19 protein-coding genes are annotated in these 17,732 nt (G+C 59.0%); 9 read left to right on the forward strand and 10 right to left on the reverse strand.

Going from position 1 to position 17,732, the window contains the following annotated elements; genetic code table 11:
• Window positions 1-77 precede the first annotated feature (77 nt).
• The 3 genes from purC to dapA all read right to left on the reverse strand — a co-directional run bounded on the left by purC (window position 78) and on the right by dapA (window position 2,912).
• A complete protein-coding gene (purC, locus tag ACJ8HN_RS18280; RefSeq protein ID WP_033635498.1) occupies window positions 78-791 on the reverse strand; it encodes a phosphoribosylaminoimidazolesuccinocarboxamide synthase in 714 nt (237 codons plus the stop codon).
• Window positions 792-961: 170 nt separating this feature from the next.
• Window positions 962-2,014 (reverse strand): outer membrane protein assembly factor BamC, encoded by a 1,053-nt coding sequence (gene bamC / locus ACJ8HN_RS18285; RefSeq protein WP_033648812.1) that lies wholly within the window; start codon window positions 2,012-2,014, stop codon window positions 962-964.
• Window positions 2,015-2,030: 16 nt separating this feature from the next.
• Complete coding sequence (gene dapA / locus ACJ8HN_RS18290; protein WP_033635499.1) at window positions 2,031-2,912, reverse strand: 4-hydroxy-tetrahydrodipicolinate synthase; 882 nt, start codon at window positions 2,910-2,912, stop codon at window positions 2,031-2,033.
• A 110-nt stretch (window positions 2,913-3,022) separates the two neighbouring features.
• Here dapA and ACJ8HN_RS18295 point away from each other — a divergent pair, with 110 nt between their 5' ends.
• The gene (locus ACJ8HN_RS18295) at window positions 3,023-3,628 is read left to right on the forward strand and encodes a glycine cleavage system transcriptional repressor (protein WP_369783268.1); all 606 of its coding nucleotides are present in this window, start codon (window positions 3,023-3,025) and stop codon (window positions 3,626-3,628) included.
• A gap of 2 nt (window positions 3,629-3,630) precedes the next feature.
• Window positions 3,631-4,095 carry a thioredoxin-dependent thiol peroxidase gene (gene bcp, locus ACJ8HN_RS18300; RefSeq protein ID WP_033635500.1) on the forward strand — a complete coding sequence of 155 codons (465 nt, stop codon included), beginning with the start codon at window positions 3,631-3,633 and terminating at the stop codon, window positions 4,093-4,095.
• A gap of 43 nt (window positions 4,096-4,138) precedes the next feature.
• Here the strand turns inward: bcp and ACJ8HN_RS18305 are convergent, their stop codons facing one another.
• On the reverse strand, window positions 4,139-5,215 hold the full coding sequence (locus ACJ8HN_RS18305) for an AI-2E family transporter (protein ID WP_033635501.1): 1,077 nt from the start codon (window positions 5,213-5,215) through the stop codon (window positions 4,139-4,141).
• Window positions 5,216-6,070: 855 nt separating this feature from the next.
• Here ACJ8HN_RS18305 and ACJ8HN_RS18310 point away from each other — a divergent pair.
• Window positions 6,071-6,283: a hypothetical protein gene (locus tag ACJ8HN_RS18310; RefSeq protein WP_033648813.1), complete on the forward strand. Its 213-nt coding sequence runs from the start codon at window positions 6,071-6,073 to the stop codon at window positions 6,281-6,283.
• A gap of 72 nt (window positions 6,284-6,355) precedes the next feature.
• Here the strand turns inward: ACJ8HN_RS18310 and ACJ8HN_RS18315 are convergent, their stop codons facing one another.
• Both ACJ8HN_RS18315 and ACJ8HN_RS18320 read right to left on the reverse strand, forming a co-directional pair.
• Window positions 6,356-8,551: a TonB-dependent receptor gene (locus tag ACJ8HN_RS18315; RefSeq protein ID WP_308331969.1), complete on the reverse strand. Its 2,196-nt coding sequence runs from the start codon at window positions 8,549-8,551 to the stop codon at window positions 6,356-6,358.
• Between the two features lie 56 nt (window positions 8,552-8,607).
• Window positions 8,608-9,690 (reverse strand): YncE family protein, encoded by a 1,083-nt coding sequence (locus ACJ8HN_RS18320; RefSeq protein WP_033654585.1) that lies wholly within the window; start codon window positions 9,688-9,690, stop codon window positions 8,608-8,610.
• A 392-nt stretch (window positions 9,691-10,082) separates the two neighbouring features.
• Here ACJ8HN_RS18320 and ACJ8HN_RS18325 point away from each other — a divergent pair, with 392 nt between their 5' ends.
• Entirely contained in the window at window positions 10,083-10,535 is a 453-nt protein-coding gene (locus tag ACJ8HN_RS18325; protein WP_033635504.1) for a GNAT family N-acetyltransferase, read from the forward strand.
• 20 nt (window positions 10,536-10,555) lie between these two features.
• Here the strand turns inward: ACJ8HN_RS18325 and ACJ8HN_RS18330 are convergent, their stop codons facing one another.
• On the reverse strand, window positions 10,556-11,173 hold the full coding sequence (locus tag ACJ8HN_RS18330; protein WP_103830193.1) for a LysE family translocator: 618 nt from the start codon (window positions 11,171-11,173) through the stop codon (window positions 10,556-10,558).
• Window positions 11,174-11,366: 193 nt separating this feature from the next.
• On the opposite strand from ACJ8HN_RS18330, the gene ACJ8HN_RS18335 reads away from it, so the two are divergent.
• Window positions 11,367-11,828, forward strand: a complete 462-nt coding sequence (locus ACJ8HN_RS18335; RefSeq protein WP_442523789.1) for an Lrp/AsnC family transcriptional regulator — start codon at window positions 11,367-11,369, stop codon at window positions 11,826-11,828.
• A 34-nt stretch (window positions 11,829-11,862) separates the two neighbouring features.
• Here ACJ8HN_RS18335 and ACJ8HN_RS18340 read toward each other — a convergent pair whose 3' ends face one another.
• Window positions 11,863-13,071 (reverse strand): NAD(P)/FAD-dependent oxidoreductase, encoded by a 1,209-nt coding sequence (locus ACJ8HN_RS18340; RefSeq protein WP_442523790.1) that lies wholly within the window; start codon window positions 13,069-13,071, stop codon window positions 11,863-11,865.
• 158 nt (window positions 13,072-13,229) lie between these two features.
• On the reverse strand, window positions 13,230-13,769 hold the full coding sequence (locus ACJ8HN_RS18345; protein ID WP_004941666.1) for an RrF2 family transcriptional regulator: 540 nt from the start codon (window positions 13,767-13,769) through the stop codon (window positions 13,230-13,232).
• 339 nt (window positions 13,770-14,108) lie between these two features.
• On the opposite strand from ACJ8HN_RS18345, the gene ACJ8HN_RS18350 reads away from it, so the two are divergent.
• The 4 genes from ACJ8HN_RS18350 to ACJ8HN_RS18365 all read left to right on the forward strand — a co-directional run bounded on the left by ACJ8HN_RS18350 (window position 14,109) and on the right by ACJ8HN_RS18365 (window position 16,942).
• On the forward strand, window positions 14,109-15,578 hold the full coding sequence (locus ACJ8HN_RS18350; RefSeq protein ID WP_033635508.1) for a beta-barrel assembly-enhancing protease: 1,470 nt from the start codon (window positions 14,109-14,111) through the stop codon (window positions 15,576-15,578).
• Between the two features lie 20 nt (window positions 15,579-15,598).
• Window positions 15,599-15,952 carry an arsenate reductase (glutaredoxin) gene (gene arsC, locus ACJ8HN_RS18355; protein ID WP_033648817.1) on the forward strand — a complete coding sequence of 118 codons (354 nt, stop codon included), beginning with the start codon at window positions 15,599-15,601 and terminating at the stop codon, window positions 15,950-15,952.
• 200 nt (window positions 15,953-16,152) lie between these two features.
• Entirely contained in the window at window positions 16,153-16,383 is a 231-nt protein-coding gene (locus tag ACJ8HN_RS18360) for a hypothetical protein (protein WP_033644019.1), read from the forward strand.
• Between the two features lie 13 nt (window positions 16,384-16,396).
• Window positions 16,397-16,942 carry a helix-turn-helix transcriptional regulator gene (locus ACJ8HN_RS18365; RefSeq protein WP_041036242.1) on the forward strand — a complete coding sequence of 182 codons (546 nt, stop codon included), beginning with the start codon at window positions 16,397-16,399 and terminating at the stop codon, window positions 16,940-16,942.
• A gap of 7 nt (window positions 16,943-16,949) precedes the next feature.
• On the opposite strand, the gene hda is transcribed toward ACJ8HN_RS18365, so the two are convergent.
• On the reverse strand, window positions 16,950-17,651 hold the full coding sequence (hda, locus tag ACJ8HN_RS18370) for a DnaA inactivator Hda (protein ID WP_025159568.1): 702 nt from the start codon (window positions 17,649-17,651) through the stop codon (window positions 16,950-16,952).
• Window positions 17,652-17,732: the final 81 nt, after the last annotated feature.

The raw sequence follows: 17,732 nt of genomic DNA on the forward strand, positions 1-17,732 counted from the left end.
AAATGTAGAAATTTTCTGGAAAAACGCAGAATAGCGGGACGATCCGGCCGGATCGCCCCGAATGGCGGTGCCGACGCTTAGTCGAGCTTCACGCCGATGCGGCGCGCCACTTCTTCATAGGCTTCGATCAGGCCGCCCAGGCTTTGACGGAAACGGTCTTTGTCCATCTTGTCCAGGGTGTTTTTGTCCCACAGGCGGCTGCCGTCCGGCGAGAACTCATCGCCCAGCACCACTTCGCCGTTGAACAGGCCGAACTCCAGCTTGAAGTCGACCAGGATCAGGCCGGCGTCGTCGAACAGCTGGGTCAACACGTCGTTGGCGCGGTAGCTCAGCTCGCGCATGCGCGCCAGATGCGCTTTACTCACCCAGCCGAAGGTTTCGCAGTAGGATTCGTTGACCATCGGATCGTGCATGGCATCGTTTTTCAGGAACAGATCGAACAGCGGCGGGTTCAGCACCAGGCCTTCTTCGATGCCCAGACGCTTCACCAGCGAACCGGCGGCGCGGTTGCGGATCACGCATTCCACCGGCACCATGTCCAGCTTTTTCACCAGCACTTCGTTGTCGGACAGCAGACGCTCCATCTGGGTCGGGATGCCGGCTTCTTCCAGTTTGCTCATGATGAAATGGTTGAACTTGTTGTTCACCATGCCTTTGCGATCGAACTGCTCAATGCGCTGACCATCCAGTGCTGACGTATCGTTGCGGAACTCCAACACCAACAGATCGGGATTCTCGGTGGTGTAAACGGTTTTTGCCTTTCCGCGATACAGCTCAGCTAGCTTTTGCATCTTACTTACTCCAGTGATGTATCCCCGATGTCTCCCGAGCGCGGCCCGAAATTAGGGGGTATAGAATTGACCTAATGAATTCTTTGGCGTGCCGGGCACTATTGTGCCAAACCTGCGACGCAAACGATACCGTATAGACAAAACAAAAAGGGGCCGCAGCCCCTTTTCGATTAGTTAACGCTGGTTTTACTGAAGGCAGACTGGAATGCCGCCACCAGTGCGTCGTTTTTCGACTGGGTCAGCGGTTTGCCTTTCGGATCGATGAATTGCAGGCTGGTGCGGTTATTGAGATCGCCGACCTGCAGCTTGTAATCCCCTTCCGCCAGTTCAGGATCCTTGACGCCCAACGCATCCCAATCGCTGCTGCTCAGGGACTTGTAGGTCACGGCGACGGTGCCCTGCGGACGGCTGCGGTCACCCACTTTCATCCCCAGTTTTTCGAGCGCCGGCGGCAGGCGATCCCACACCACGGTGTACGGGCCGCGCACCACCAGCATCGGCAGGCCGGTGTCATCGGCGCCGCTCTGCACGTCCAGCGCGCCGAAGCGGCTGGCGGTCTGGCTGCTCGCCAGGTTGTCCTGCTTGTCCAGGCCTTCGATCAGGGTGTTGATCATCATGCCGTTGTAGCGCTGGATTTCAGACTGATCGGTCACCTGTTCGGTCTTGCCCTGCTGCTGCAGGCCAACGCTTTTCACCACCAGCGCCTGCTGGTAGCCCTGTTGCTGCACGCTGATCTGATAACGGCCTTCGTACTGGTTGTCTTCGTCCAGACGGTTCCACTTCACCCAGTCGGTGGTCAGGGTCTGACCGGCGTCCTGGCGCGAAGCGATCGCGATGTTCTTCGCCTGCAGCAGGCTGACCACGCGCGACCACAGGTTCTGGTTCTGCGGGCTGTTTTCCAGCAGCAGCGTGCCGCTGTCGCCGGCGTATTGCGCGCGTGAACCGCTCAGCAGCGCCAACGGCTGCACCGGCGGACGAATGTCCAGCTGCTTGCCGACGTTGCCTTGCAGCGTCGTGGCGGGAACGTCATAGTTGCCGCTCTGCACCGGCAGGATCATGCCGGACGGCGCGTTCAGCGCCTTGAGCGGAGCCGCGTCGAGGTAGGCCTCGTCGCCGCTGACCTGGCGCTTGTAGCGCTGATCGCTGCTGCAGGCCGCCAGCATCATCACCAAAGAGATGCCCACTACTTTTGCTACCGTCGACTTTTGCAATGAATAAGCCATCAAATTTCCCTTAGAGTTACAGCAAACCGACGCTTTTCAGCGCGCGCTCCACCACCGGGCGGGCGGCTTCGCTCAACGGCGTCATCGGCAGACGCAGCGTATCGGTTGCCATCAATCCCAACGCCTTACAGGCCCACTTCACCGGAATTGGGTTTGCTTCTACAAATAGATCCTGATGCAACGGCATCAAGCGCTGATTTAAGCGGCGCGCCTGCGCAAACTTGCCCTGCGCCGCCAGCGCGCAAAGTTCCGCCATCTCGCGCGCGGCCACGTTGGCCGTCACGGAAATCACCCCTTTGCCGCCCAGTTGCATGAAGTCCAGCCCGCTGGCGTCGTCGCCGCTCAGCAAAATGAAATCTTCATCGTCAACCAGCACTTGGATCTGACTAACGCGACTTAAGTTCCCCGTCGCTTCTTTTACAGCAACAATATTCTTGATTTTCGCCAGCCGAGCGATGGTCGGCGGCAGCATGTCGCAGCCGGTGCGCGAAGGCACGTTGTACAGGATCTGCGGCAGCTCGGTGCTCTCGGCGATCGCCTTGAAGTGCTGATACAGCCCTTCCTGCGTCGGCTTATTGTAGTACGGCGTCACCGTCAGGCAGCCCACCACGCCGGTGTTGGCGAAGCGGGTGGTGAGCGCGATGGCTTCGGCGGTGGCGTTGGCGCCGGTGCCGGCGATCACCGGAATGCGGCCGTCAGCCAGCTCCAGCGTCTGCAGCACCACGTCAACGTGCTCGTCATGGGCAAGCGTTGCGGACTCGCCGGTGGTCCCTACGGAAACGATCGCCGCGGTGCCACTGGCTACATGATAATCGATCAATTTTTTCAGGCTCGCGCGATCGACAGCACCTTTGTCGTCCATCGGCGTAACCAGTGCAACAATACTTCCCGTAAACATTGGCCGTCCCCTCCACAAACAAGTCACTCATGGTACTTTTGCTGCCTATCCAAAAGCAAGCGCACAACCGCGTTGTAAGCGCTTGGCAGGCGGTTTTTTTTATGTTTACCATGGTAACCCCATTAAGCACGACAGGAAGCGCTATTTTGCCTCAGTCAGACGAACACTATCTCGTGATTACCGCGCTCGGCGCCGACCGCCCCGGAATCGTCAATACCATCACCCGCCACGTCAGCAGTTGCGGATGCAATATCGAAGATAGCCGTCTGGCCATGCTGGGAGAGGAGTTCACGTTCATCATGCTGCTGTCCGGCAGCTGGAACGCCATCACCCTGATCGAATCCACCCTGCCGCAAAAAGGCGCGGAGCTGGATCTGCTGATCGTGATGAAGCGCACAAACTCGCACGAAAGGCCGCCGATGCCGGCCACGGTGTGGGTGCAGGTGGAAGTGAAGGACTCGCCGCACATCATCGAACGCTTTACCGATCTGTTCGACTCCAGCCAGATGAATATCGCCGAACTGGTCTCGCGCACGCAGCCGGCGGACGGCGACCTGCCGCCGCAGCTGTATATCCAAATCACCGCCCACAGCTCCGGCGATCGGGACGCCTCAAATATTGAGCAAGCCTTCCATCGCCTATGTACAGAATTGAACGCGCAAGGCAGTATTAGCGTGGTGAACTATCCACAGCATGACGAGAAAGATGGAGAGTAGTGATGAGCCCATTGAAAGCCGGTGACACAGCGCCGAAATTTAGTTTGCCTGACCAGGACGGTGAGGAAATTAATTTGGCCGACTTCCAGGGACAGCGAGTTTTGGTTTACTTCTATCCGAAGGCGATGACGCCGGGCTGCACCGTGCAAGCCTGCGGCCTGCGGGACAACATGGACGAATTGAAAAAGGCCGGCGTCGAAGTGCTGGGCATCAGCACCGACAAACCGGAAAAACTGTCGCGCTTCGCCGAAAAGGAGCTGCTCAACTTCACGCTGTTGTCTGATGAAGATCATCAAGTGTCGCAACAGTTTGGCGTGTGGGGCGAGAAAACCTTCATGGGCAAGACCTACGACGGTATTCACCGCATCAGTTTCCTGATCGACGCCAAAGGCAAGATTGAAAAAGTGTTTGATGATTTCAAAACCACCAATCACCACGACATCGTTTTGAACTACCTGCAGCAGTAAATCTCACGAAGCGCAGCGGCCTGCTGCGCTTCGTTATTCCCTCTCAGCCGGCCTCGTCTTCCACCTCGACCCGCAGTTCATCCGGCCAGGCGTGAATCACCGCCTTCACCAGCGTCGCCAGCGGAATGGCGAAAAACACCCCCCAAAAGCCCCACATCCCGCCGAACACGATCACAGAAAGGATAATCACCAGCGGATGCAGGTTGACCGCTTCGGAGAACAGGATCGGCACCAGCAGGTTGCCGTCCAGCCCCTGCACCACCAGATAGGCGACGATCAGCGTCCAGAAATCGGCGCCGACGCCCCACTGGAACAGCGCCACCACCACCACCGGTATGGTGACCAGCACCGCGCCGATGTAGGGGATCAGCACCGAGAAGCCCACCAGCACCGCCAGCAGCAGCGAATAGCGCATGTCCAGCACGGCGAACACCAGGTAGGTCGCCACGCCGACAATCACCATCTCCAGCACCTTGCCACGAATGTAGTTGGTGATCTGCTGATTCATCTCGTTCCAGACCTGCCCCGCCAGGCCGCGATTGCGCGGCAGCACGCGGCGCACCGCGTTCAGCAGCTGCTCTTTGTCTTTCAGCAGGAAGAACATCATCATCGGCACCAGGATCAGGTAGATAGCCAACGTCAGCAGGCCGACCAGCGACGCCAGCGAGAATTTCACCACCGACTCGCCCATGCCGGACAGCCGGCTGCGCAGGTTTTCCGCCATCATGTCGATGATGCCGGCATCCACCAGCGCCGGGTAACGCTTCGGCAGCGTCGCGGCGAAGTTATAGAACTGGTTGAGCATGCCCGGCAGATCGCTCATCAGATTGATGCCCTGTTGCCAGGCGGTTGGCGCGACGACGAACACCAGCAGCATGGCGACGCCCGCGAACACCAGCAGCATGATGCTCGCCGCCCAGGTGCGCGAACAGCCGATGCGCTGCAGGCGCGCGGTCGGCCACTCCAGCAGATAGGCCAGCACGATGGCGACCAGCAACGGGGTCAGAATGCCGTGCAGAAAATAGAGAATGAGGAAGCCGGCAACCAGGATCACCAGCAGCGCGATAGCCTGCGGATCGGTGAAGCGGCGGCGGTACCACTGTAATAACATCTCCAGCATCAGAGCGGGCTCCTCGAGGTTTGACGGGCGGGCATGGCGATTCCTGTGATGGGCGTGATTAAAGCATAGATAGAACGGGCGCACGCGAGGTGTGCAAAGCACTCAGAGTACTCAAAGTTCGCCATACATCAACCGCAATTTGGCTGATTTTATCGCGTGGGCAGGCGATCGGCGCAAAAATCCGCAGACGCGGCGACAGGCGCGGTGAGCGGCCCCGAACGGGGCCGCGGAAGATTACAGCGAGGTACCGATAGAAAGGGGCGAACCGACCGCCAATGCGAACAACAGCACACAGCCAATCGCGATCGCCGCCGCCAGATCATTTTTCATTTTCCCATCCCCTGATGCTTAAACTGATTATCGTCACGAACTCTGTCGGTTCTTGCGTTGCGGCCTTTTCTGATGCACGTCATTAAAAACCCCCGCCGCAGCGGGGGAGAAAACGTTCTGGTGCATCAAGTGTTACAAGGAGGTCATGAGGGATTGCTAACCCTAAATGACTATTTCAAGCTAAGATTATTCCCAGAACATGGCAAGCGATCGCGTCGAGGTTATCCGCACTTTGAGATAAACCTCATAAAAAAATCCCGCACGGCAGCGGGATGAAGGGATGATAACGTCATGAATTTTTTATGCGGACAATGAGGCGGTATTGTCGTCATTTGGCGACAATACCGCGCCGGCACGGCGGTCACAAGGGAAATTTGGCCACGGTGAGGAAATCAGAATTTCGCCACTGCACGCGATCGTGCGCCCGCCAGCATCAACGAAAAAATGAGATTTTCGTCAGACAGCCGCCGGGCAAAAACCGGTAGCATGGCCGATATCATCCCAAACGCCGTAGGGGGAAAAAAGATGAACAGCAAACCGTGTGAATTTGATGAAGCCATCTGTCTGGCGATCGGGCGTGGCGTTTGCGAAGTCGTGAAGATAGGAGATGAAATCAGCGTCTTCTCCCTGCTGGAAGCCATCGAGAGCTTCATCGAACGGCAGGCGCTCAGCGAAAGCGAAATCGCGGCGGCGGACGACGCGCTGGATCTGATAAGCGTGCTCACCCATCGGTCATAGTGAAAAACGATCCCCCGGTGACGAAGAAACCGACGGCACATCACATGTGGGCCGCCGTCGTTTCTGTATCGCTTAGAAGTCGTAAGTTACCGACGCTTTCAGCGTTCTCGCCTGTCCCTGGAAGACGTAAGTGCCATTGCTTTCTACGCCGGACCAATACTTCTCGTTCGTGACGTTGTCCAACCCCACACGCCATACCAGCGTATTTTGATCCTCATTCAAACGCATGCGATAGCGAAGGCCGAGATCCAGGGTCGTGAAACTATCGAGCTTTTTGGTATTGGCGGAGTCGGCATATTGCGAACCGGTATGCCGCACTTTCGCCGTCGCCGTCAGGCCATCGACCGGCCTGATATCGTATTCCGCCCCCAGCACCGCGTAGAAGTGCGCTACGCCGATAGCGTCTTTGCCATCGTTACGGCCGCCCTGGGTTTTGGTCAGCTCGGGCGAAAGCCAGGTAGCGCTGCCGTTAAGGCGCAGGCCGAAGGCCGGTTCGCCAAATACATTCAACTCCACGCCGCGGTTACGTTGCTCGCCGTTCAACGTGTAGTAGTTGTTGCTGTCGATCATGGTGGCCGGCTTTTTGATTTCAAACAACGCCAACGAACCGCCCACGCGTTCGAAATCAACTTTCACGCCCACTTCATTTTGCTTGGAACGGGCGATACCGGTACTCTGCCCGAAGTTAGCCGCCTCTTTCGGCGCAATGCCGCCAGGCTGCAACGCCTCGGTATGGTTGGCATAAAGCGACACCGTTTCCCACGGCTTGTAGACCAGCCCGAACGTCGGCATCCAGCGGCTTTGCGTATAACGGGAGGCGGTATCCTCCAGGCCGGTGGCGTTGCTGTAATTACGCACCACCACTTTCTGATGGCGCGCCGCCGCCGTTAACAACACCCGGTCGCCGAAAAAGCCCAACGTATCGCTGAACAACCAGCCCTGCGTCCGGTTACGCGCCGTGGTCAGCGGATCGCTGTAGTTGCCGCCGAAATAGGCGTTGTCCGGTATTGCGACATCATGGTTATCGTAGATATTGGTCGTCGGATTGTTGGCGGACATGCGCCACGCGGTTTTGTCGCGTTTAATCTGCGCGGAATAGCCGACGTTGACCCGATGCGAAACCGCCCAGGTCGTGAACTTGCCCTCAAGCCCCGCCATGCCGCTGAAAGCGTCGATAATGCGGTTGGTGTCCAGGCGCCCAACCGTGGCGTCGCCGTTGGCGTTGATGAGCTTCGGCGCGCTGTAAACACCGGTTTCATGGCCGTGCTGCGCGCCCAAGCCGGCATAGGCCTTCCAGTCGCGGGTTAAATCATATTCCGCTTTCGCCATGCCGAATTCGTTCTCGATATCGCTGTAGCCCCACTGCTGACTGTAATTTTTACGGGTGTCAGGCACCGCGGGTATCACATCGATGCCGCTGATGTTGACCCCCATCGTTCCCCCATGGAAAGTCTTTTTCTGATAACCGAAGTCCAACGATGAACGGAAACGATCGCCGCGATAGTCCAGCCCAACCGATGCCAGCGTCGTGCGCCGCTTATCATCCTCAACCGCCGTTTCACCCTCACGGTGCACCAGGTTGACGCGAGCGCCAAACTGGTTGTCGTCACCAAAACGGCGGCCCAGATCCAGCGTGCCGCCCACCTGAGAATCGGAGGTGTAGTCGAGGCCGATCTGGGTGGTCGGCGTTTCTTCCGCCCGCTTCGGTTCAAGATTGATCATGCCGCCAACGCCGCTGGTAGCCAGGCCGTTCAATAGGGCGTTCGCCCCTTTGAAGATCTCCACCCGCTCCAGCATCTGGGTATCCATCACCTGGCGCGGCACCACGCCCGGCAGCCCGCCCATCGTCATGTCGTCGCCGTCCAGTTGGAAACCGCGGATACGATAGGTTTCGGCGAAGTTACCGTACCCCTGCACCGCCTGTACACCCGCGTCGTTGCTGACCACGTCGGCGATGGTCTTCGCCTGCTGATCCTGTACCAGCTTCGCGGTATAACCTATGACGTTGAACGGAACGTCCATCGCTTTCTGTTCGCCCAACATTCCCAGGCGGCCGCCGTGGGCGACCTGTCCATCCAGGTAGGCGGGAACCAAATCATTGCCGCCGGAGTTGAAATCGCCGTGTTTTTCGGCCCGGACAACCAGGGTGTCCTCCTGGTTTTTCTTGGCGCCGCCGTCTGCGGCCAGCGCCCCCTGGCTCAGCGCGCCAATAGTCAGCGCCAGCAGCGTTTTACGTAAAGGGAAATTCGTTGTACTGGTGTTGTGCATAATTCACTCATGAATGAGGATAAAAGTTAAATGGCCCGTCGCCGGGCCGATGGGGCTTATTTATTCAACGCGATGCGAACCACGCTGTCCGGCCCCTGAGTGGAATGATCTTTGTTAAACGGCTGTTTGACCGTAACGAACAATGTCTGGCCGTCTGCCGACAGCAGCAAGCTGTTTGGATTCGGCGGCAGCGGCCAGCGCTGTTTCACCGCATAGGTCGTCGCATCCAGGCTCAGCACATTGCCGGATTCACGCTGCGAGATGTAAATTTCGTTGCGCCGTGGATTGAAAACGACAGCCAAAGAGTCGCCCACATCAAGCCGCTTCAATAACTTCCCGGTGTGAATATCCAAGACCAGCGTGGTCTTCGCCTTGGAGTTGTCGGTGACGAACAAACGACCGGTAGCCTCGTCCTCCGCCATATTGAGCAGCAGTGCGGGTTGGTCTCCCAACGGTTTCCAGCGTTTTTCGATGCGGTTGGAACGCGGGTTGATCACCAGGATCTCGCCGCTGCCATTGGCGGCATACACGCGTTGGGTCTGTTCGGAGTAATGCAGGCCGGTCATCCATTTGCCGGTATTTTTAATGCGCGTTTTCAGCTTGAGCGATTCAGCGTCAACCACCCAAATTTGCGCCGGGTCGGCCACCGCCCCCACATACAGCGTGTTGTCGTGAGCCAGAATTTGGCGCGCACCATACGGCAACCCTTTCTCATTGCGCTCGCTGAACAGCAAACGCCCTTTCACCTTACCGTCGGCGACGCCGATTGCGCTGATACCGCCGTCCAGCGAATTGCTGACATAAAGGGTTTTCCCATCCGCAGCGGCCTGCATGGCGAAATTTTTCAGATCGGTATGCGTCGTGCCAAGGGTTTTCAGGGTCTTGGCGTCCAGCTTATAGACCACGCCACCCTGTACATCTTTAAAACTTTCGGCACTGGCGACGTACAGCGCATCTCCCCCTGGCGTCAGCGCCATTTCATACAAGCCATAAGCCAGTTGGCGTTTGACGATGCTGTCGGATTGCGCCGCTTGCGCCAGAGGTTGCACGGCAGGGGAAGAGGAAGAGGTTTGGTGCGGCGTGCAGCCGCTGAGCGCCATCCCCGTCAGCAGGGCGAGCACAGAGGTTTTCATTTTCATCGGGGAAATCCTTGACCATTCAAAACGGTGTTTACGGCGGGCTCTGCAGTTTAGTTTTGAGCTTTCTCATCACGAGAAATGAGCGCCACCGCGCGTCTCAGTGTTTCCCTGTGAATCAACTATCACGCTAATGCAGGCTAATAACTCCTTCGTGCGCCCGCGAACAACAAAGAGAATGAGAAACATACTCATTATTATTTACGCAATCAAGCGTAATTATTTTCCTTCCTTCTCTAAAAGTCATGGCGACATCTCGTATTATCAAAACCAATCCGCCAGCTATCGATCCCGGTGCCGTGCATGGTTATCTCGCCTTACACCGTCGATAAACGGCCTCACCCTGCGTACAGGCACTTAACAACGAACGAACAGACAACAGGAGAAGCCCCCTCATGACAACCCCTGCCCCACGGGAGTGGCAGCGGGCGGACTATCTCGTCAGCACCGATCCCGCTCTGCTGGATCTCGATGCCATCCATGCATTTCTGACCCGTTCGTCATGGGCGGAAGGCATTGATAAAGAGACCGTCCGCCAGTCCCTCGCCCACAGCCTGTGCTTCGGTTTGTATCACGGCGCCAGGCAGATCGGTTTCGCCCGGCTGGTTACCGATTACGCCACTTTCGGCTATCTGTGCGACGTGTACGTGCTGGAAACGTACCAAAAAAGCGGGCTGGGTCTGTGGCTGGCGGAATGCTGCCAGGCCCATCCGCTGATGGCGACGCTGCGGCGAGTCATGCTGGTCACCAGCACCGCCCCCTGGCTCTATGAAAAAGTGGGCTATAGCGCCATCAACCGCCCCGACTTTGTCTGGCAGATCGCCCGGCCGGACATCTACCGACGATAGGTGTTTTCGCTGACCAGGCGCTATTTCAGCGCCTGCTCGGCCAGCAGCCCGAGGGCGATGACGATCATCGCCGCGCCGGAGATGCGCCCCACCACCTTCGCGGCCTGTGGGCGCGTGCGCAGTACCGACTGCGATCCGAATCCCACCAGCAGATACACCAGGCCGCAGCTGATCAAATGCACGACGCCCAACGCCAGCATCTGCATCGGCACCGACCATTCGGCCCGGGCGTCGGTAAACTGCGGCAGCAGCGCCAAAAACAGCAGAAACACCTTGGGGTTCAGGCCGCTGACGCACACGCCCTTGCCGGCCCAGCGCAGCCAGGAATCGGAACGCTGATCTTCACCGGCGCCGGGCAGCGGCGGGTGCAGCAGCATGTTGCAACCGATCCACAAGAGGTAAGCCGCTCCCAGCAAGGTAAGCGCCGTCAGCGCCAGCGGGTTGCCGACCAGCAGCGCGCCGACGCCCGCCACCACGATCGCAATCATCAACAAATGGCCAAACAATAAACCGGCGACGGCGGGCACCACCACCCGGCCGCGAATGCCCGCCGAGATCACATAGGCCCAATCCATACCCGGCGTGATCACCAACAAAATAGACACCGCCCAAAAAGCGGCGAACAGAGCGAGCGTCATACCGCCGCCCTCTCAAACGCGCTGCGCCACACTGAACAGAGAACCATTGCGCTTTCCTCGTGGAAGAAGAACGGCCCCGCCTGCCGCGGCGGCCGTCAAAACCGTTCAACAGATGGCAAGAATATCCTCAAGGGATTAAAATGTGCTTTCAATTACTTGCCTGAAATCGGCATAAGAGGGGAAATTCTTCTAAATGGATAAGATTGATCGCAAGATTCTTGCTGAACTGCAGGCCGACGGCCGTTTGTCGGTGACCGAGCTGGCCGAGCGGATCGGGTTGAGCGTATCCCCCTGCCACCGCCGGGTGCGGACGTTAGAGGAATCCGGGGTGATCAGAGGTTACCGCGCCCAGCTCGATTCCGGCAGCCTGGGCTATAACTTTTCCGCCCTGGTGTTCGTCACCATGCGCGAAGGCGATCGCCGCGCCGTTGAAACTTTCGAAAACGCCATGATGGACATTCCCCAGGTGGTGCAGGCGCAGCGGCTGTTCGGCGATCCCGACTACCTGCTGCACGTGATCGCCCGCGATCTGCCCGCCTTTCAACAGCTTTACGACGAGAAACTCTCCGCTCTGCCGGGCGTGCAGCGCCTGAGCTCCACCCTGGTGATGAAAACCGTAGTGCCGGAGCGTTCATTCCTGCCGCTGGGAAAATGACGACGGGAGCGTTGCCGCTCCCGTTTTGACTTCTTTAAGGCACAATCACGAAATCCGGATTGGCTACGGCGAACAGCGCCTCGCGATCCGCCGCCGGTGGATAAATCCACTGCGTATTGATCTCCTGCTTAATCTTTTTGCCTTCCTGACGGGTAAAACGCACCTGGCGATCCCAGCCTTCGGTATACAGCGCGCCCCAGGGCCCCAGATCCAGACAGGTCACATACTTCGGCTGGCTGTACGGGTGCGTCGGCAATCCCGCCAGCTCCGCCGCCGCATTGTGGCCGGCCACGCGGCCAAGGCTCATCGCATGCTGGCAGGTCATCAGGTTGTGGTTGCCGAGATCGTCGGTCGCCGCCTTCACCGTATCGCCGGTCACGAAAATGCCCGCCGCCGCCGGCGCGCGCAGGAAGGCGTCGCCGATCACCCGGCCGCTGCCGTCGCGCTCGCCGGGGATCTGCTCGGTCAGCGGATGCGCCCGCACGCCCGCCGCCAGGATCACCGTGTTGGCGGCGATGCGCTCACCGTTCGACAGCATCACCCCCTCGGCGTCGATGGCCGAGACGCGCAGACCGGCCCGCGCTTCCACGCCGCACTCCGCCAGCGCCTGGCGTATCACCGCCCCCGGCTCCGCCCCCATCCCGGCGCCCACTTCCGGGGCGCTATCGACGATCACCACGCGCACGTTCTCGTCTTTGCCCAGCACATCCCGCAGCCGCTGCGGCATCTCCGCCGCGCTCTCCAGCCCGGTCAGCCCCGCACCCACCACCACGGCGGTGTTGCGCGCCGGCGTCGAGGGTTTGGCCACCAGCGCTTTGATATGGGCATCCAAACGCTGCGCGCTTTCCAGCGTATCGACGTTGAAACCGTATTCGGCAAAGCCCGGCACCGCAGGCACGGAGAGCCGACTGCCGGTGGCCCACACCAGGCGGTCGTAGACCAGTTCAAGGGATCCCCCCGTCGCCTGCGCCACCGTGAGCGTTTTGGCGGCGGCGTCGATGCGTTCTACCGTCCCGGCCAGGTGGCGCACGCCGACGGCGGCGAGCTGCGCGGAAATGTCCGGGTTCATGTTTTCCAGCACCGCTTCATACAGGCGCGGCCGGATGGTGACCGTGGGCGTCGGCGAGACCATGAGCACCTCGATATCGTCATGCTTACCGGCGATGTTAATGGCGCGCATGGCGGACACGGCGGCCCAAAAACCGGCAAAACCGGAACCGGCAATCACTATTTTCTGCGTCATGGGATGACTCCTTCATACAGGGTTAACCGGGCGATAAGGCTGCCCGCAAGTTTTCGGATGAACGATGCCGTTCCGCTCCCGTAACAGGGTGCAGAAGGCCCGCCCGCCCCTTCCGAAGAGGCGGGAAAAGTGTGTTTCGCTTTAAGGAAAGGCGGTGGTTAGGTCTTGGCGCGCGCCGTTTTTCCGCTGCGCGCGGTGCGTTCCGTCATGCGCTCGTCGAGCCAGAGGTTGACCTCACCGAAGAAGCCCTGCGGCGCCTTGCGGCCAAAGCGGGCCGCGACGGCGCCGAGGGTCTGCGCCGCCAGCGCGTCGCGCATCGCTTTCTCCGCCTGCAGCATCACCGCGTGGATGGCACATTTGCCGGAAACCGCCCAATCCGGCGGGGAATCGTCGAACACCGCACAGCGCCCGCGCACCTCCTGGCAATCGAACAGCGGCTTGTGCCCTTCAATGGCGTCGATGATCTCCAGGAAGCTGATCTCGTCCGCCGGGCGCGCCAGACGATAACCGCCGCGCACCCCTTCACTGGCGGCGACGATCCCTGCCTTTTCCAGCTTGGGGAAAATCTTGGCCAGAAAGCTGGGGGAGATGCCTTGCAGCTCGGCGAGTTCGCGGCTGCTGAGCGCGCGCTGGTTATCGCCGACCAGCCACAGCAGGCAGTGGATGCCATATTCAACGCTGGTTGTGATGTACGCCATGTGTCCGTTTTCGACCATCAATGAATCTTCAATAACGCAGACTATATGAGTCTGCGTTTCTCTTGTCAATAAAACACGGACAAAGTTGATCCGTGTTTTATTCGAAATGCATGCCGCCAGCGACGAAAAAACGCCCTTCAAAATGAAAAATAAAACTTTTTTGCCCGATCCGCGCCCGGCTAACGTTTCCTTGTCGCCTGCGGCTGACTATGATGTGATGGGTGCCGCCGCCGCGGTTTGTGAGCCGCCGCACTTTCGCGCGGATTGCGCCGCGGGAATAAAGAACTCTTGTCTGCTGCTGACGTCTTAGAAATGATTATTTAAGGGAAACGCCTGACTATGACCAACCGGTTGACCAAAACCGCGTTAGCGGTGCTGCTGCTCGGCACGCTGAACGCCACCGCCCTGGCGCCAGCACAGGCGGAAAGCCAGGATCAGTTGCCGGATATGGGCACCTCCGCCGGCGGCACCCTGAGCATCGGACAAGAGCTGGCGATGGGCGATTTCTACGTGCGCCAACTGCGCGCCAGCGCCCCGCTGATCAATGATCCGCTGCTGAGCCAGTACATCAACCAGTTGGGCAACCGGCTGGTGGCCAGCGCCTATTCGGTGCGCACGCCGTTCCATTTCTATCTGGTGCGCAACGACGAGATCAACGCCTTCGCCTTCTTCGGCGGCAACGTGGTGCTGCACTCCGCGCTGCTGCGCGTCAGCGACAACGAAAGCCAGCTGGCTTCGGTGCTGGCACACGAAATCTCGCACGTCACCCAGCGCCACCTGGCGCGCGCAATGGAAGATCAGCAGCGCAACGCCCCGCTGACCTGGGTGGGGGCACTCGGCTCCATCCTGCTGGCGATGGCCAACCCGACCATGGGCATGGCGGCGCTGAGCGGCACCCTGGCCGGCACCCAGCAGGGCATGATCAGCTTTACCCAGTCGAACGAACAGGAAGCCGACCGCATCGGCATTCAGGTGCTGCAGCGCGCCGGATTCGATCCGGAAGCGATGCCCGACTTCCTGCAGAAGCTCTCGGATCAGTCACGCTACGCCTCTAAACCGCCGGAAATGCTGCTGACGCACCCGTTGCCGGACAGCCGCCTTTCCGACGCGCGCAACCGCGCCAACCAGATGCCGAAACACATCGTGCAGTCTTCGCAGGATTACCTGATGGCCAAGGTGCGCGCACTGGGCATGTACAGCTCGGAAGGCTATGGCCTGAACGAAGAGCTGCTCGGCTCGCTCAGCAAGGGCAATGTGCGCGAACAGGCGGCCGCCAAATACGGCCGCGCCATCCTGTTCTATGAAGCGAAAAAATACGACGACGCGCGCAACATCATTCAGCCGATGCTGGCGCAGGATGCGAAAAACGTCTGGCTGATCGACCTGATGACCGACATCGATCTCGGCCAGAAACGCGCGCCGCAGGCCATCGCCCGGCTGCAGGCGGCCAACGCCGCCCAGAGCAACAACCCGGTGCTGCAGCTCAACCTGGCCAACGCCTATGTCGAAGGCAACCAGCCGGCGCAGGCCTCGAAGATCCTGAACCGCTACACCTTTGCCCATCCGGACGATCCGAACGGCTGGGATCTGCTGGCGCAGGCCAGCGCCGCCCAAGGGCTGCGCGATGAAGAACTGTCGGCCCGCGCCGAAAGCCTGGCGCTGACCGGCCGGCTCGATCAGGCCATCGGCCTGCTCAGCAATGCCAGCTCGCTGCAAAAACTCGGCAGCCTGAAACAGGCGCGCTACGATGCGCGCATCGACCAGCTGCGCCAACTGCAACAGCGCTTCCGCCAATACCAGCGCAGCTGATGCAACAAGGAATGAACGCCATGAAAAACGTCACGATTTACCATAACCCGCGCTGCTCCAAGAGCCGTGAAACCCTGGCGCTGCTGGAACAGCACGGCGTCGATCCCAAGGTGGTGCTGTACCTTGAAACGCCCCCGTCGGCCGATGAGCTGAAAAAGCTGTTGAAGGAACTGGGCTTCACATCGGCGCGCGATCTGATGCGCAAGAAAGAAGACCTGTACAAGGAATTGAAGCTGGCGGACGACAGCCTGAGCGAAGAACAGCTGCTGGCGGCGATGACGGCGAACCCGAAACTGATCGAACGCCCGATCGTGGTGAAAGGCAGCAAGGCGCGCATCGGCCGGCCACCGGAGCAGGTGCTGGAGATTTTGTAAACGGTCAACCCGCCTCTTATTGAGCCGTAACATACCAATAGCCCTGAACAGGGCTATTTTTAATTGTTTGTTATATAAATACTTTTCATCATCCTCAACTTCTCCTGTTGCTATGCTGCACAAATGCCGAGCCTCACGGCAAGACAGGCGTTGACAACCGTCAACACCCCCACTACCCTAATCGCATCACTGGACGAGCGATGAAAAAACACCCAGACAAGCATATCCAGGCGGCATTAGCTTACGCCCTTTCTCAGGGGTGGCATTTTCGCCCCAGCAAAGGGCACGCATTTGGACGACTGCATTGCGCCTTTGCCGGACATCAAGAACATATGATGAGCATCTGGAGCACGCCGAAAAATCCAGAGGTACATGCCAAACAGATTCGGCGCAAAGTCGATCACTGCCTGGCGCTGTCGCAGAAAAAATAACCGGAGAATCACCATGACGCTCTTTCATTTCTCATTGACGCTAGATGGAGTGACCGCGGATACCACCGGGTTGGAGGATGCGCTGCATGCAGCGGGATGCGATGACGCGCTGATCTGTTTCTACGGTAAAACCGTCTACCTGGAGTTCGATCGAGAAAGCGATAACTTTGCGCACGCGATTTGCAGCGCCATCAGTGATATTGAGTCTGCAAATATTGGCGCCAAGGTGATATCGGTAGACTCCAGCCTGGTGGGATTAAGCGATATTGCCGAGCTCACTGAACTGTCGCGTCAGGCGATCGCGATGCTAAAAGACGGGACTCGCGGCCCCGGCGGCTTCCCTTCCCCCATTCAACGGCTCGGCGGCACCTCACCGTTATGGCGCTGGGCTGACGTGGCGGCCTGGTTGGCGCAACAAGGGAAAATCGACCCACGGCTTGCAGACAATGCGCAGTGTCTGGAACATATCAATCTCGCTTTGCAACTGCGAAGCGATCGGCAACGCCAGCAGGTTGAGCACTACAGCTCCCTGCTGGAACATGCAGAAAAACAGGTTTGACGGCTCGCTACAGCCCCAGGATCTCTTTAACGAACGGGATGGTCAGCTTGCGCTGGGCGGTGATCGAGGCGCGATCGAGTTGATCGAGGGTCATAAACAGCGTGCGCATCTCGCGATCCAGCCGTTTCAACAGGAAGCGGCCCACGTCTTCCGGCAGCTCGAAGCCGCGCAGTTTGCCGCGCAGCTGCAGCGCCAGCAGTTTCTCTTCGTCCGACAGCGGCTGCAGCTTGTAGATCTGCCCCCAGTCCAGGCGCGAAGCCAGATCCGGCAAACGCAGGTTCAGCTGGCGCGGTGGGCGATCTCCGGTGATGAACAAACGGGTGCGGCCGGTTTCCAGAATGCGGTTGTAGAGGTTGAAGATCGCCATCTCCCACTCTTCGTCGCCGGCGATGCATTCAATATTGTCGATGCAGACCAGCGCCAGCTGCTCCATTCCGTCCAACACTTCAGGCACGAAGTAGGCGCGCTTGTCGAGCGGCACATAGCCCACCGCCTCGCCCTTTTGCGAAAGCTCGGCACAGGCCGCATGCAGCAGATGGCTGCGCCCGCCGCCTTCACGCGACCAAAAATAGATATAGCTGCCATGTTCCTGACGGACGGCGGATTGGATCGCGGCTAATAGGGATGGGTTCTCGCCCGGATAAAAACTGGCGAAAGTTTCATCATCGGGAAGATAAAGTGGCAGTGAAAGCTGTGCCGGCGTATTCAGAGAAGCACCTCAACCAAAACTGGCAGAAAAACGTGGGCAGTTTAACACAGAAAACGGGCGCTGTTGAACCGGCAGGATCTT

The organism is Serratia sp. CY29653 (genome assembly GCF_052169255.1).
Classification (GTDB): Bacteria; Pseudomonadota; Gammaproteobacteria; order Enterobacterales; family Enterobacteriaceae; genus Serratia; species Serratia sarumanii.